At 59.7% G+C, this 14,848-nt stretch carries 12 protein-coding genes; 10 read left to right on the forward strand and 2 right to left on the reverse strand.

What is annotated here, in order from left to right; genetic code table 11:
- The first annotated feature begins 140 nt into the window (after nucleotides 1-140).
- Nucleotides 141-1,034: a cysteine peptidase family C39 domain-containing protein gene (locus tag NZK35_RS10410; protein WP_259632477.1), complete on the forward strand. Its 894-nt coding sequence runs from the start codon at nucleotides 141-143 to the stop codon at nucleotides 1,032-1,034.
- The gene (locus NZK35_RS10415) at nucleotides 992-3,799 is read left to right on the forward strand and encodes an FG-GAP-like repeat-containing protein (RefSeq protein ID WP_259632478.1); all 2,808 of its coding nucleotides are present in this window, start codon (nucleotides 992-994) and stop codon (nucleotides 3,797-3,799) included. Before NZK35_RS10410 ends, NZK35_RS10415 begins: the two co-directional genes overlap by 43 nt.
- 48 nt (nucleotides 3,800-3,847) lie before the next feature.
- Here the strand turns inward: NZK35_RS10415 and NZK35_RS10420 are convergent, their stop codons facing one another.
- Both NZK35_RS10420 and NZK35_RS10425 read right to left on the reverse strand, forming a co-directional pair.
- Nucleotides 3,848-5,086, reverse strand: coding sequence for a lysophospholipid acyltransferase family protein (locus tag NZK35_RS10420; RefSeq protein ID WP_259632479.1), 1,239 nt, complete (start codon nucleotides 5,084-5,086; stop codon nucleotides 3,848-3,850).
- A 128-nt stretch (nucleotides 5,087-5,214) separates the two neighbouring features.
- Nucleotides 5,215-6,714 carry a serine/threonine protein kinase gene (locus NZK35_RS10425; RefSeq protein WP_259632480.1) on the reverse strand — a complete coding sequence of 500 codons (1,500 nt, stop codon included), beginning with the start codon at nucleotides 6,712-6,714 and terminating at the stop codon, nucleotides 5,215-5,217.
- Nucleotides 6,715-7,207: 493 nt separating this feature from the next.
- Between NZK35_RS10425 and NZK35_RS10430 the strand changes: the two genes are divergently transcribed.
- The 8 genes from NZK35_RS10430 to NZK35_RS10465 all read left to right on the forward strand — a co-directional run bounded on the left by NZK35_RS10430 (nucleotide 7,208) and on the right by NZK35_RS10465 (nucleotide 14,749).
- The gene (locus NZK35_RS10430) at nucleotides 7,208-7,912 is read left to right on the forward strand and encodes a TIGR04282 family arsenosugar biosynthesis glycosyltransferase (protein ID WP_259632481.1); all 705 of its coding nucleotides are present in this window, start codon (nucleotides 7,208-7,210) and stop codon (nucleotides 7,910-7,912) included.
- On the forward strand, nucleotides 7,909-9,123 hold the full coding sequence (locus NZK35_RS10435) for an NAD(P)/FAD-dependent oxidoreductase (RefSeq protein ID WP_259632482.1): 1,215 nt from the start codon (nucleotides 7,909-7,911) through the stop codon (nucleotides 9,121-9,123). Before NZK35_RS10430 ends, NZK35_RS10435 begins: the two co-directional genes overlap by 4 nt.
- A 49-nt stretch (nucleotides 9,124-9,172) precedes the next feature.
- The gene (locus tag NZK35_RS10440) at nucleotides 9,173-9,850 is read left to right on the forward strand and encodes a transposase (protein ID WP_259632483.1); all 678 of its coding nucleotides are present in this window, start codon (nucleotides 9,173-9,175) and stop codon (nucleotides 9,848-9,850) included.
- Nucleotides 9,851-9,886: 36 nt separating this feature from the next.
- The gene (locus NZK35_RS10445) at nucleotides 9,887-10,573 is read left to right on the forward strand and encodes an NAD(P)/FAD-dependent oxidoreductase (protein ID WP_259632484.1); all 687 of its coding nucleotides are present in this window, start codon (nucleotides 9,887-9,889) and stop codon (nucleotides 10,571-10,573) included.
- 116 nt (nucleotides 10,574-10,689) lie between these two features.
- Complete coding sequence (locus NZK35_RS10450; RefSeq protein WP_259632485.1) at nucleotides 10,690-11,337, forward strand: FliO/MopB family protein; 648 nt, start codon at nucleotides 10,690-10,692, stop codon at nucleotides 11,335-11,337.
- The gene (locus NZK35_RS10455) at nucleotides 11,334-12,761 is read left to right on the forward strand and encodes a sodium/glutamate symporter (RefSeq protein ID WP_259632486.1); all 1,428 of its coding nucleotides are present in this window, start codon (nucleotides 11,334-11,336) and stop codon (nucleotides 12,759-12,761) included. Before NZK35_RS10450 ends, NZK35_RS10455 begins: the two co-directional genes overlap by 4 nt.
- Before the next feature lie 234 nt (nucleotides 12,762-12,995).
- The gene (locus tag NZK35_RS10460) at nucleotides 12,996-13,886 is read left to right on the forward strand and encodes an ABC transporter permease (RefSeq protein WP_259632487.1); all 891 of its coding nucleotides are present in this window, start codon (nucleotides 12,996-12,998) and stop codon (nucleotides 13,884-13,886) included.
- Between the two features lie 5 nt (nucleotides 13,887-13,891).
- Nucleotides 13,892-14,749, forward strand: coding sequence for an ABC transporter permease (locus NZK35_RS10465; protein ID WP_259632488.1), 858 nt, complete (start codon nucleotides 13,892-13,894; stop codon nucleotides 14,747-14,749).
- Nucleotides 14,750-14,848 lie beyond the last annotated feature (99 nt).

Below are 14,848 nucleotides of genomic sequence, written 5' to 3' on the forward strand. Positions count from 1 at the left end.
GCAGGGTGACTCTCAAGACTGCACGACTCAGAAGCGGCGGAAGGTGCGATGAAATTTTCATGGCCTTTGGGATCCAGGGGATGTTACACTGGACCGTCTCCTCGTTGGTCTCCGCATGTCTTTTCTTTCGGAGGGTGTCCATGCTGGATCTCGTCATCGCGACTTCGGTCATGATCTGTCTGTGTCTGGCGATCGGATGGTTGGTTGCGCTGCGGATGAAGCGTGAATCCCGTCTGTCCAGCGTGGTGTTGTGCGTTTCGGTGCTCTCGGCCGCCGGCTACGTGTACTTTTTCAATGGCATGTTGACGTGGGCGCGTTTCGTCCCGTTGACCGCCGCGATCGTGTGGACCAATTTTGCGCCGATCTTTTTGTGCGTGGCGTCCGCAGCGGCGTTGGCGATCCCCAATCGTCCGCTGTGGCGGCGCGGCGGATTGTCATTGGTGCTGGGCCTGTTCGCCACTGCGATGCTGTTGCAACCGATCGTCCAGCCGGTGATTCGCCCGGTGCGGCACAGCATGAACACGGTTTGGCTCGGGCGTGACGTGTGTCAACAATCCGGCAGCGTGACGTGCAGCCCCGCGGCGGCGGCAACGCTATTGAAGGCCAATGGAATTGATGCCGAAGAACACCAGTTGGTGCAATGGTGTTTGACCGACGCGCTCGGGACGACCTCGTTGGGTCTGTGGCGGGGGCTCCGCCTAGCGACCGCGAAGACGAACCTGGAGCCGGAAGTGATGGACGTGACGCTGGATGATCTGCTCAGCCGTGAACACCGCGACGACCTGTTCCCCTGCTTGATTCTGGTCGGGTTTCCCCGTTTCGGAACTGTGGCATCGCCCGAAGTCGAATCACGCTACATCAAGGAGTACGGTTGGCCGCGAGGATTTCGACACAGTGTCGTCTTGTACGGACCGGCGGAGGGTGGCGGAGTCGAAGTCGGTGATCCGTCGATTGGACGTGAGCGTTGGGCGAAACAGGATCTTGAAATTTTATGGCGTGGAGAAGCAGTACGATTGGTGCGTCGCGAATCTTAATTGTCAGCTTGATCGGATTGGCGACGATCGGCTGCGAGGTCGAAAACCGGCCGTCGATGCCGTCACAGCCGTCGGCCGGGACGCCACAACGTGAGCGACCGGCTTTGGCTGCCGATCAGGACGCTCGTCAGCATGCCGCCAAGACCGCAACGCCGACGAGCTTGCAGGAACAGCACCGCCAGCTTCAAATGGCGTTGAGAGCGGGCGATTGGGGTTTGGTGGAACGAATCGGTCGTCAAATGATCGAGCGATTTCCCGATGCGCCAGACGGTTATCGTTTGTCGGCACAGTTGTTGTCTTCGCAAGGCCGTCGCCAAGAAGCCGCGACCTATGTGCGAACGTTGTTGAAAATGGGCGTGGCCGACGCCCGTGAAGTGCTGAGCCTCATCGACGTTTCGACGCCGTTTCGAATCGTCTCGTTTGACCAATGGATCGATCCGTCCCAACCCGGGCTTTTCGCCTTGGGACAGGCGCGTCGAGCGTACGTCGCCGACAACGAGGTCGATGAAGCGTTGGCGATCCTCGAGACGCTCCGCCGAGAGTTCCCCGGTCATACGAGTGTGGAAGCGTTTTACGGACGTGTGCTTGCCGAAGCGAATCGTCTCACTGCCTTCGTGCGTTGGCTTGAAGACGTGCCCGATGGGATTGAGGGCCAGTCGGATTATTGGGTCGCCGTGGGGACCTGGCTGCAGGGGCTCGACCGGGATCGGGAGAGTATTGCGGCGCTGGCCAGGGCGGTTGAAATTGATCCCAGCGACCGCCGGGCGTTGCGTTTGATGATTGCCGCGTTGTCGCGCACTGGTCAGGATCAACGTGCCGCCGCCGTGCAAGCTTCGTTGTCAAAGCTGGATGCGGTGTTTCGCAAAGCCGCCCAGGCCGATGCCAATGACGCGTTGGAAATCGGCGCGGCCTTGGAGTCCCTGGTGCGGCCTTGGGAGGCACTGGGATGGTACAAAATCGCGACCGAGCGTGGAGCCGGCGGCGCGTCGCAATTGGAAAAGCTTCGGCTGCGCGCCGCGGCAGTTCGGAAATGGGAACGCGAATCGACCGCATCGCAAATCGCGCGGGCGCGGACCGAGAAATTGTTGGGGTTCGACCCCGGTGACTACCCGTTGCCCGAACCGTTGTTGGCGATCGAGCGTGACGCTTCGAAATCGGTGCCGGCCGACAAAAGCCCGCTGATGTTCCGTGATGTCGCCCACGCGTCCGGCATCCGCACGTCGTTCGTCAGCGACTACAATCTGCAAGAAGTGGATTTCTATCTGCATCAGGCCAACGGCGGAGGGTTGGCGCTGTTGGATTTCGATCGCGACGGCAAGCTTGATGTCTATGTCGTCCAGTCCGGTGGTGACCCGAACATCGCCAATGATTCACTGCCCAACGAGTTGTACCGACAAACCGCGCCGGTTGCGTTCACGCGGGTGGACCGCAATGCCCGATGTGACGGACGCGGTTACGGCCAAGGCGTTTGCGCGGCCGATGTCAATCAAGACGGGTTTGCCGATTTGTTGGTTGCCAACATCGGTCGCAATGAAGTGTTGATCAACCAGGGTGATGGAACCTTCCGCGACGTCACGTCGACGCATTTGCCTGCGGAATCAAAATGGACGTCCTGCATCGGCGTCGGCGATCTGGACGGGGACCAGATTCCCGATCTGGTGGAGGTGAACTATGTCGATGATCCCGCGGTGTTCGAGAGAAAGTGTCAGGGAGAACTCATTGCCTGTGTGCCGCAAAGTTTTCGTCCGGCGGTGGATCGTTTTTTGAAGGCGGACCGGCGGGGACGATTCAGTCAAGCGGCTTCGCTGGTCGGTGATGCGGTTCAGCCCAACTACGGATTCGGTCTGGTCATCGCGGACTTTGACGGCCGGCCGGGAAACGAGGTCTTCGTCGGTAACGATGGCGACTTGAATCAGTACTATCGCGGCGGGCTGTCGTCGGGTTCGCCATTGGACGAAATGGCCGGCATCAGCGGCTTGGCTGTCGGTGCGTCGGGGGTGGCGGCTGCCTGTATGGGAATCGCCTCGGGAGACTTTGATCGCGCAGGACGATTGGATCTCGCGATCACGAATTTTTACAAGGAGCCCATGAATCTGTTTTTGCAAAGTCCCTCGGGGGCGTTTGTCGATGACGCGATGCGGCGCGGATTGGATGTCTCCAGCCGTAGCGTGCTGGGGTTTGGTTGCCAGGCTGCGGATCTCGACAACGATGGTTGGTTGGATCTGGCGGTGCTGAACGGTCATTTGTATGACTACCGACAGCAGGGCATTCCGTTTCGAATGCCGCCGCAGTTGTTTCGCGGATCGCCGAAACGCTTCGAGCTGGAACAGGTCAGCGAGGACGCATCGTATTTTGCCGTCAAGCGACTCGGACGCACGTTGGTCCAGGGGGATCTGGATCGGGACGGACGTGTGGACATGGTGGCCAATCACCTGGATGCACCCGTCGCGCTGCTGTTGAACCAGTCAAAAGCGGGGAACTGGTTGCAGGTGCAGTTGGTTGGTCGAATGAGCGAACGCGATGCTGTGGGGGCGATCGTCGAGATTCAATACCAGGGCGAGACGTTTTCGTCGTGGATGACCGGTGGTGATGGATACATGTGTTCCAACGAACCACTGTTGCACTTCGGCATCGCCGGTCATCGGTCCATCGATCAGTTGACGGTTCGCTGGCCCAACGGCGACCGCCAGACCTTTGACGACGTGCCGATCAATCGTCGCGTGTTGTTGATCGAGGGATTGGGGGACGTTTTCTCGGATCGTTGAAAGAGCATGTTGGTATTGCGCTAAAGCCTGGGGGCCGGCGTGCGCGGACTACAACTTTCGTGCTTCGGTGGCGAGTTTGGCGAGTCTCGCGGTGAGTTCGTTTTCGAGTGATTGCATCAGCGGGTCACGCTGGCCTTTGGGGGCCCGTTGCGTGTCGACTTCGATGGCCGGTGCGAACTCGATGACCGCCTTCAACGGAATCGTGTGATCGGCGTTTCCATTGACGGTTTCTTGCATCCGCTGGATGGTTTCGACGATGCGGGTGTCGGTCACCTGATCGGGCATCAGGTAGCTGTCGGGATAGGACGAGAGGTCTTGGGCAAAGTCGGCGGCGAGGACACAGCGTTTCAATTCGGTCGCGGTGGAGCGATCGGCGCCGTTGTCGAAATAGCGAGAGGACGCGGTGGAGCGAATCAGCCGGACTCGTTCGCGGGTTTCCTGGGAGGGTTGATCCAGTTTCATCTGGGCTTCGGTGGACGAGAGGACGTGTTCGATCAAGTTGTCTCGTCGGGTCGATAAATCGCCGCCGTTGCAATGGCCGAAGTACTGGACTTCTTTGAGTGCCAAGAGGGCTTCGGCGAGTTGAAGGGTGCGTTCTCGGATGCTGCGGCGGGGCATCAGTTTCCAACCGAGGCGCTGTTCGAATTGGTCCAGTTGCTGCGTCGCCCAGCGGTCGATGTTTTCCAGGCACAGGTATTTGATCGCGACCGGATGGACCACGACTTTTCCGCTGCCCGAGGCGGCGGATTGGGCCGGGTCGGCGTGACGTTTGGCACGGCGTTTGGCGGCGGTCCGGGCGATGAAGGCGACGCCATCGAGCAACGGTTTTAACTGGTCATTGGTGCGGTTGGTGGTGCCTTCGGGGAAGATGATCAACGGCCGTCGGCCTTCGACCAGGATGTCGATCGCGGTTTCGAGTGATTGCCGATCGTTGCCTTCGCGGAAAATGCTGAACGCCCCCATGCGTCGCAACGCGAAACGGTCGAAACGGCCTTCGTTAAACAGGTGCCAGGACGCCATCGCGTGCACATGGATGCCCAGTTGTCGTGCCGGCCAACCCATGACCAGCGGATCGGCGTAGCGGCAGTGATTCGGCGCCAGTAGCACGCCGTGTTCGGCATCCAGGGACTGCTTGAGGTGCTCGGTGCCACGCAGTTCGTAGTCGACCACGCCTTCTTTGCGTTTCAAATAGCGATCGTACAAACGCAGCCGCTGAATGAGCCAGGGCCACAGCGTGCCTCGGAAAGGAGGGACGAATTCATACGGACGCTCGAAAACGACGGTCATCGGCGTGGTGCAATCTGGGTCGGAGGCGGGAATTTGGCGGACACGGGTTCGACGCGTCGGCGCACGCGCGTTGCGAACGGTTCGATGTTTGTGATCGAGAGTTTAGAGAGCCCGACCGCCGCTGGCCATTACGGTCCCGTGACACGGCCGAGGAAAACCCCCAGCCCGACCGCCACGATAAAGAAGGCGACCAGGAGGGCGGCGATCAGCACTTTGTCGACGCCTTTTTCTTTGGCCGGCTTTCGGCTATCGGCTCGATGCACATCGGATTCATTTCCGACGTGAACGCTGGAACGCCCATCGCTGCGTTCGGGGTAGTGCTGTCGCTTGCCGATCGCCGATTTCGGTTTCGCGGCCGGGGTTTGCCGAGCGGTCGCCCCGCCGTAGCCCGATTCGACCTGCAGGTCTAAGAAGCTGTTGTCATTGAAGTCGATCGTGGAGCGTTTCACGTTGACCATCTTTCCGCTGTCGTTGGCGCTCAACCCTTCGCCGCGGATCAGGCGACTGCGGCTGCTGGCCAGTGTGTCGTCGTTCTTGTTGGACAGCGTGTCGCCGCCCTGGTTGGGTCTGACGTCGTTATCGTCCAGCGAGATCGATGACGACCCGTCCGCGTCGAGGTCGGGCAGATCGCCCAGCCCGATGGTGACTTTTTGGCCGCGGGGGACTTTGGCGACGAATCGCTCCAGGACTTCGGCCACGTCGGTCGCCGATTGATAGCGATACTTGGGATCCTTTTGGATCATCTTGACGCAAATGCCCTCCAGTTCGCCGGGGACATTCCGCCGGATTTCGCGGATCGGTTTGGGCATCTCTTTTTGATGCATCGCGATCCGCTGGGCCAAGGTGCCTTGGTTGAACGGCGGTTGGCCGGTCAACAGAAAGTACATCGTGCATCCGAGTCCATAGATGTCGGCACGATGATCGACGGTATGGCTGTTGAGGGCTTGTTCGGGGGCGAGGTAATCTGCGGTGCCGAGGACGTTTTCGTTGTTGGCCACGGTCAGCGATTCGTCTTCCTCGGCCCCCATCAGCGCAAGCCCCATGTCGAGCAGGCGGACGGTATGGGAGGAATCGAGCAGCAGGTTGGCCGGTTTGACATCGCGGTGGATCACGCCTTTGGAATGGGCGTGTGCCAGTCCGCGGGCGGCTTGCCCGATCACTTCGGCCGCCGTTGAGGGATCGAGCGCGCCGTCGCGTTTGACCAGCGCTTGCAAATCCAGGCCGTCGACGTATTCCATCACGATGTAGTGCACATCGCCTTCGTTGTCGATGTCGTAGGCCAGAACAATATTCGGGTGATTCAGCGACGCGATCGCTTTGGCTTCGAGTTGAAACCTGGCCAGATAAGACGAATCCGAGACGCGTTTCTTCGGCAACACTTTGATCGCGCGACGATCATGCAGCTTGGTGTGTTCGGCCAGATAGACGCTGCTCATTCCACCGGTGCCGATGTGACCGAGCAGTTTGTACTTGCCTAAGAAGAAACCCTTGTATTTTCCGTTGAGTAGCTTTTCGTTGTGCCACTCGGTCAGCAATCCGTTCTTGACGAACAACCGGGCCAGCGTCTTTGCGTCTGGCGGCAACCCGCCGTCGTAGTGTTCGCGAACCTTCTCCAACAACCGCTTCATTTTGACTGGATCAACCAGGCGGCTTTTCTCGACCAGCTCAAGAAATTTTTTGGGCGACGGTTCCGACATAAGTGACCGTGTTGGTGGTCTGGCAGCACCAGGATTCGTGGTGCAGTGTGCCAGATTTTCCAGGGTATCAATTTTGGCGAGACGAGAAGTCTACGCAACTTGCGGACCTGATTGGAGAGGAACGCGGAAAATCGGAAAACGATTTTCACAAATAAAGTTGCTGCGACGTCCAGGCACGCCCAACTCGTATGGTAACCGCATCGACGGCAACAATCACACCAAACAGAGGGAATCTGACGCGGTAAATGTCACGCGAGGTTTGGTTTTAGCGGTTGGAGTGGGCCGGGGATGGAGGTCTCGTCGCCTTGAGAATTCGTCCGGTCACGTTTCCCTGGGGTGCTCAAGAACGCCTTGGGGCGGATAATGCACGTTGTCTTTCTGTCTGCCTGACCCTTCACCACCCCTCTCGAATCCGTTGGTTTGGATGCATCGAAGTACTGGCCGAAAACTGATTCTCGGCGTGATGGCCAAGTACTGGGCGTCGGGACAGGTGAAAACCCGGCTGGGTGCCACCATCGGTATGCCCCAAGCCGCTGACGTGCATCGGGCGTTCTGCCAGCATCTGGCCACGCAGCTGGCCGCCGTCGCGGAGGAGCGTTCGTTTGTGATCACGCCCCGGGACCGCCAGGCGGACTTTGCAGCCTTGTTGCCCGAGGGCTGGGGGATCCGGTTCCAGGGCGAAGGTGAGCTGGGGTGCCGGATGAAAGCGTGGTTCATGCAAGCCACCGAATCGGATGTCGATGCGGTACTGATCGGTGCCGATTGCCCCCTGCTGGAAGCTGCGGTCGTCGACCGGGCCGGAGAATTGCTCGGAGAGCATGACGTGGTTCTGGGGCCGGCGATCGACGGCGGTTATTACTTGATCGGTTTGCGAGGCCCGTGGCGGAACGTGTATCAGGGGTTGATGGAGCAGATGCCTTGGAGCAGTGATTCGGTGTTCGATCTGACGTGTCTCCGCGCCGAGCAGGCAGGGTTACGTGTGGCAACGTTACCCCCGATGGAAGATGTCGACACGATCACGGAGTTACAGCACTTGGTGAATCAATTGAAGCAGTGCGGAGGCGAGACGCGTTACCCGTCACTCTATCGGACAGTCGAACAAGCAGTTTCGCAGCGGGGAATGGCATGAAGACGGACGTGGTGGTGATTGGCGCCGGTGCCATCGGTTTGACAGTGGCCTATGAATTGGCCCGCCGCGGCCGAACGGTGACGGTCATCGATCGGGACCGATTGGTCGCCATGGAAACCGATGCGTGTTCGATCCGCACGCCGTTTCGCTCCGCCACGTCGTGGGCTGCGGCAGGCATTCTTCCACCGGCCAATCTCGACAGTGCGACCGACCCGATGGATCGACTGCGTGGGCTCAGTCACCGGCTGTTTCCCGAGCTGGTGGAACGGTTGAAGGCGGAGTCCGGTGTGGATGCACAGCTGGCGCGTTGCGGTGGATGGTATCTGTCGGACACGGCCGGTGAGACCGCATCGATGGTGGGCATGGTTTCGTTCTGGCGTGAGTTGTCGATCGAGTGTCAGGAGAGGTCGCTCGGGGAATTGAGTTCAGCCGAGCCGGCGCTGGCGAGTTGGGCCGAGCGCGCGCCGCGTGCCAGGGCCTGGTGGGTGCCCGATGAATACCAGATTTGTCCGCCGCTGTTCTTGCAAGCCTTGATCGGTGCCTGTGATCGATTGGGGGTGACGTTCCTGGATCAATCGAGTGTGGTTGATCTCAGCGAGGTCGGATCGGACGTGACGATTTCGGTGCAAGGGCGGCATCAGCCGCGGCGTCAGGTGAACGCCGGGCAGGTGGTTGTTTGTGGCGGCACGTGGAGCGGATTGATGGCCGAGCGGTTGAAGCTGGCGACCAGCCTGGTGCCGGTCCGCGGTCAGGTGTTGCTGCTGAAAACCGAGACGCCGGTTCTGTCGAGTGTGATCAATTTGGGTCAACGCTATTTTGTTCCACGACGTGACGGTGCCGTGCTGGTCGGATCGTGCGAAGAAGAGGTGGGGTTTCAACGCGGGACGACGCCGGGAATGCTGGCGGAGTTTCGCGAATTCGCCCACCGGGTTTGTCCGCCGCTGAAACGAGCACGAGAGCTTGGTGCCTGGTCCGGTCTGCGTCCGTTGACGTTTGACGGATTCCCGATCTGTGGCAAGTTGCCCGATAGCGATTCGATCTTTGTTGCGACGGGACATTTCCGCAGCGGCATTCATCTTTCGCCGGGGACCGCCACGTGCCTGGCTGACGTGATGGCGGGTGACCAACCGCCGATCGACCTGCAGCCGTTTTCCGTTGGCAAACAGCAGAAGCGAACGAAAAAGGTGTCCGACACCTTTTTGGTTGACTAGGCAATTTTGCGGCGGTAGGATTCCCGCTTCGCTGGCGGGAGGAGTGGCAATGGGACGACCCAAACGGGCCGATGAGGCGGGCGGCGTGTATCACATGCTCAATCGCGCTAACCGGCGGGATGAAATCTTCCACAAGGAAGCTGACTACGTGGCCTTTGAGGAGATCTTACGGCAAGCTGTCGAGCGTTCCAAAATCAAGCTGTACAGCTACTGCGTGATGCCAAATCACTGGCACCTCGTTGTCAGCCCCGAGGTCGACGGAGAAATGGGACGCTTCGGCCAATGGCTCTGCTTGACCCATACCCAGCGCTATCACGCCCACTATGAGTCCACCGGTGAAGGGCACCTCTATCAAGGGCGTTTTAAGTCATTTCCCGTGCAATGTGATGAGCACTTTTTGACACTTTGCCGTTACGTCGAACGCAACCCGCTGTCCGGAAATCTTTGTCAGCACGCGGAGCAGTGGAGGTGGAGCAGTCTCTGGCGATGGCGGCATGGATCGTCCCAAGAAAAGAGTCTACTTGCCTCCTGGCCGATTCCCAGGAAGTCTGGATGGACCCAATGGGTGTCGATGGAGTTTTCCGAGAAGGAGCGACAACAACTTCATTGGTGCATCAAGCGGGGAGTGCCATTCGGCGATGAAACCTGGGTCGAATCGACCGCCCGCCGACTCGACCTGGAATCAACCATGCGTCCACGTGGACGCCCACGTAAGTTTCCTATTTAGCCAAAAAGGTGTCGGACACCTTTTAATGGAGATGTGATGACTGAAACGACCGCGACATTGGAACCGCCTGGATCGATCGCCGTGATCGGTGCCGGGCCGCTGGGCATCGAAGCGGCACTCTACGGTCGCTTTCTCGGCTATGACGTGACGTTGTTTGAGGCGGTGGGGGTGGCCCATTGGATCGCCGAAAAGCGTGACGAGCCGATCCCGATGATGCCCGATCGATGTGTTTCACCGTTGGCCAGGGGGGCGTTGCAAGCTCAGGCCGGCGACGCCGACCCCCAACCGCTGCCGTTGTCGATCGGCGAATGGATCGACCGGGTCTGGTTGCCGTTGACGGAAACCGATCTGTTGCGCGGTCGCCTCCGCTGCCCCGTGCGTGTGACGGCGATGGGGCTGGTGTCTGCCGATGCGGGGGACGATGCGGAGGACGAAGCGGTCGCAGAAACGGGGGAGGATGACGACGTGCCGCCTGATTTTCAGCTGACGTTCGACGACGGGACGTCGGCCGACTTTGAAGCCGTCATCGTGGCAACCGGCGCCGAAAGCGAGGAAATCAGCCGGTCGTTTCCTCTGCCCGCGGATTACCTGTTTGCGGTCGGCCGGCAGACAACGGGAGATGCCGAAGTCGACTTTTGGGGCGGGCTGAAAGAAATCGTGGCCGTCTACGCCTCGCTGGGCGGGCGGGCCGATCTGGACCTGTATCAGCCGCGGCGCGGATGAGACTGCACTTGATTTATCGGACGATTTAGGCGAGATAAAGCGGTAGCCGGACCGGCGTCCAGGACCGTTCGATCGCGTCGCATCCTACGGCCGAGTTCAACCGACGAATGGATCCAATGGTAAAACCCGTGTTTCGCGTTTCAGTCTGTTTCGCCGCGTTTGTGCTGTCACACTGCACAGCTATCGCCCACGCACAATCGCCGCCGCAGGGGCATTCGGTCTATCGCAACCCTGTGGCGACGGTTCCTGAAAGTCCGCCATCGGTCGAACGTATCAGTGACACGACTGTCGATAGCACGACTGTCGATGCGTTCCCTGCCTTGTTGGTTTCCGAAGACGCCGCGGCGGACGACGGACAGGCAGCGGGAGGAACGTTGGCCGGGCCGGTCGTGACCACCGTCAGTTCGTTGCTGGTGGTGCTGGCCGTTTTCGGCGGACTGGTTTGGATTTCACGTCGCTACGGTTCGTCTCGAACGCTCGCCGGCGCGTTGCCGGAGGATGTGCTGCGAAATCTCGGCAGTGCGGCGATCGACGCCAAGACGCGCGTGACGTTTCTGAAGGTGGGGGCTCGAATTCTGGTCATCGGGCAGACCCCGAGTGGTGACCCCCAGACCCTTTCGGAGATCACCGAACCGGACGAGGTCGCTCGACTGACCAATCGGTGTTTGGGGCGACCGGAGATTGTTGGACGACGGACCGGGTATCCCGGCGGGATGGATCGGGGTGGCGTGGAGTCGTCGCGTCGCGATTTGGCCGCCGGATGAGTTGGGCGATTCTGGCCGTCGCGATTCTGTTGTTGGTCGGTGCCGTCTTGCGGCAATCGATCGCTGCATTGCGGGTGCTGTTCATTCCGGGGTCGGTGGTTGCCGGGTTTGTCGGGTTGTTGACGGTCACGTTGCTGGGGCGATGGGGGGGCGACGTCGTCGCGGCGAAGACGGCGGAGGTCAATGCGACGCTGGCCAGTTGGCCGGGACCGCTGATCGCCGTGGTGTTTGCGGCGATGATGTTGCAGCAATCCGGCGGCAGCCCACGACCGCACGATGATTCCACCGCGCGACGCGTCGGCCGCCAGGGATTGATGGTCTGGATCATCGTGCTCGGCGAGACGATGGTCGGATTGTGGGCGACTTGGTTGTTGATCCAACCGCTGTATGACGTGCCCAATTCGTTTGGCATGTTGATCGAAACGGGGTTTGCCGGTGGTCACGGCACGGCGGCGGCGATGGGGCAAGTGTTCAGCAGCCCGCAAGTCGGCTTGGAGGCCGGTTTGGATCTGGGGTTGCTGATGGCGACGTGCGGGCTGGTCTATGGTGTCGTCAGCGGCATTTTCTGGATCAACGTGGCCGCGCACCTGGGATGGTTGCGCGGTGATTCGGCGGAATCTTCGTCACCGAGGGTGTCGCAGGAAAAGCAGCCGATCGGGTTTCAGACCACTTCATCGGACGCGATTGACCCGCTGCTGTTGCAGATCGTCTGGGTCGCTTTGGCCGTCGGGGTGGGAATGCTGATGCAAGCGGCCGTGCTGGGGCTGGCCGGGCAAGTCGACGTGGCGCTCGGTGCCGGGGCCGCATCAGGGGCGAAGGGCGCCGACGCAGAGTTGTCCAAGCGGATGGCGGCGAGCAACGTGATGGATTTCCCGCTGTTCATCTACACGATGTTCGGCGGCTGGCTGGTTCGCCGGGTCCTGCGTGCTCTGGGGCAATCTCATCGTGTCGATTCGGCGACCATCGAGCGGCTCAGTTCGACGGCGATGGAGGTGTTGGTGGTCGCCGCGATCACCTCGTTGAAGCTGAGTGCGGTGGCGGCACTGATCGGGCCGTTTTCGATTTTGTTTGTTTGTGGGGCAATTTGGACCGCGATCTGTTTGATGGTCCTGTCGCGCTGGGTATTGCCTGGAAAGCATTGGTTTCCACTTGCGTTGATCAACTACGGCATGTCGACCGGTACAACGGCGACGGGGTTTGTGTTGTTGCGAGTCGTTGATCCGGAGTTGAAAACGGGGGCGGCGAGTGACTATGCGCTCGCGGCGCCGTTGTCGGCGCCGTTTATCGGTGGCGGGATTTTGACGATCGCGCTACCGCTGGTGCTGTTGGAACGCGTGTCGATCGCGTGGCCGGCGTTGGGGGTCGGTGCGGTCGTCTTGGTGCTCGTTTTGGTGGGGCGGCACTTGGGGCGTGCGAAGCGTTAGGGCGAGGTATTGGGGAAATCGTGGCGGGGATGTTGTCGGCTGCCGCGAGGCGGCGGGGAACGCAAGCTGGAAGCTTACGCCACGGGTGGGGAGCGCAAGCTGGAAGCTTACGCCACGGGTGGAGGTCGCAAGCTGGAAGCTTACGCCACGGGGAGGCTGGCGAACGGTCCTTCGCGAAGGGGAGCCGGACGGTTAGAACATGTCGATGAGTTTCCCTATCCGTTGGAGATTGCTTTGTCTGCCGCATCTGTCACCGCCGACGACTTTCCGCCGCTGCCGGCCCCCACGTTGGGGCACCGGATCGCGGTTTGGTGGATGATCTTGAAGACATCGTTAGGTGAACGTTTGGTGTATCGCGGCGATTTCGCGCTCGGCACGCTGATGCGTTTCTTGCCGATCATCACTCAGATCTTTTTGTGGTACGCCGTGTTCGATTCGATCGGGGACCCCGAGGGGGATTCGGCGGCGGAGATCGGCGGATTTGGTTTCCGCGACATGGTGGCGTATTACTTATTGACGATGATCGCCCGCGCGTTTTCCAGTATGCCGGGATTGGCGTCCGGCATTGCCCAGCAAATCCGCGAAGGTGAAGTGAAGCGGTTTCTGATTCAGCCGATCGATTTGATCGCGTTTCTGCTGCTCACCCGTGTGGCTCATAAGTTGGCCTATTACGCGATCGCGGTCGCCCCGTTCGCGTTCGTCTTTTTCTTGGCGCGAGATTACTTCGTCGGCGGTTGGCCGAGTCTGCCGGTTTTCTTGGCGTTTTGTGGTTCGTTGGTGATGGGGTTTCTGATCGGTTTTTTCCTGGAAGCGGCGATCGGGATGATCGGGTTCTGGTTCTTAGAAGTCAGTTCGTTGCTGTTCGTGATCATGTTGTTCAGCTTCTTTTTGTCCGGTCACATGTTTCCGTTGACGATGTTGCCGGAGAGCGTCTTGATGGTGGTGAACTGGTTGCCGTTCAAGTACCTGGCCTATTTCCCCGCGGCGATCTTCCTGGAGAAGATTCCGGAGGAGGAGCTGGCCAAGGAAATGTGGATCGAGGCCGGATGGCTGGTGTTCTTCATCATCTTGTGTCGCGTCGCCTATGCGCGCGGGGTCAAACGCTACAGCGGCTTTGGAGGTTAAGTTCGATGGAAGAGCTACGCCGTTACGGCCGCGTGTTTGTGACCTTCGCGCGGAACAGTCTGGTGCGTGACATGACGTTTCGTTTGAACTTCTTCTTGCAGTGCGTCAGCAGCCTTGGCTGGACTGCGATGAACGTCGGTTTCTACTTGATCATCTTCGAGCACACCGGTTCGATCGGAGAGGGCACGGGGTGGGACCGCGATCGATTTTTTTTGTTCATCGCGACGACCTGGTTCATCAATTCATTGGTGCAGGCGTTTTTCATGCCCAACGCCCAGGAATTCAGCGAGATGATTCGAACCGGCGGATTGGATTTTGCGTTGTTGAAGCCGATCGATACGCAGTTTCTGATTTCGTTTCGACGGGTCGATTGGAGTCAATTGTCGAACTTTTTTGCCGGCGGGGTGATCGCCGCGGTCTCGCTCTGGAATCTGGCCCATCGCGAGGTCGACCCGATGGTGCCGTCACTGTTGTCCGTGCTGCTGTACGTTGTGTTTTTGCTGTGTGGGATCTTCATCATGTACAGCGTGATGATCGCGTTGAGTGCGACCAGTGTTTGGTTGGGACGCAATCAGTCGCTCTATAATTTCTGGTTTTACATCACCAATTTCAGCCGCTATCCGATGGAGATTTACAACCGCGGCTACTTGGGCAAGCCCCTGTTCGGTCTGTTCACGTTTGTGATCCCGATCCTGTTGGTGGTGAACGTTCCGGCCCGGATTTTGGCCGATCCGTTGGTCGCCCGCGAAGAAGGCTCCGGGTGGTACATCATTTGGGCGGCGGTGATGACCGTGTTCAGTTTGTGGGCCAGCCGCTGGATGTTCCGCAAGAGTTTGCTGAGCTACCGCAGCGCGAGTTCGTGAGCGGGTGGGCGCCGCGGAAAAAGGGGCAAGTGCATTGGCACGGGCATCTGTAACAAGGGATTCAGTAGCCGTTGGCGTTCAGCCTTGAGGCGATTCCCG

Source organism: Stieleria sedimenti (assembly GCF_025060895.1).
Taxonomy (GTDB): domain Bacteria; phylum Planctomycetota; class Planctomycetia; order Pirellulales; family Pirellulaceae; genus Stieleria; species Stieleria sedimenti.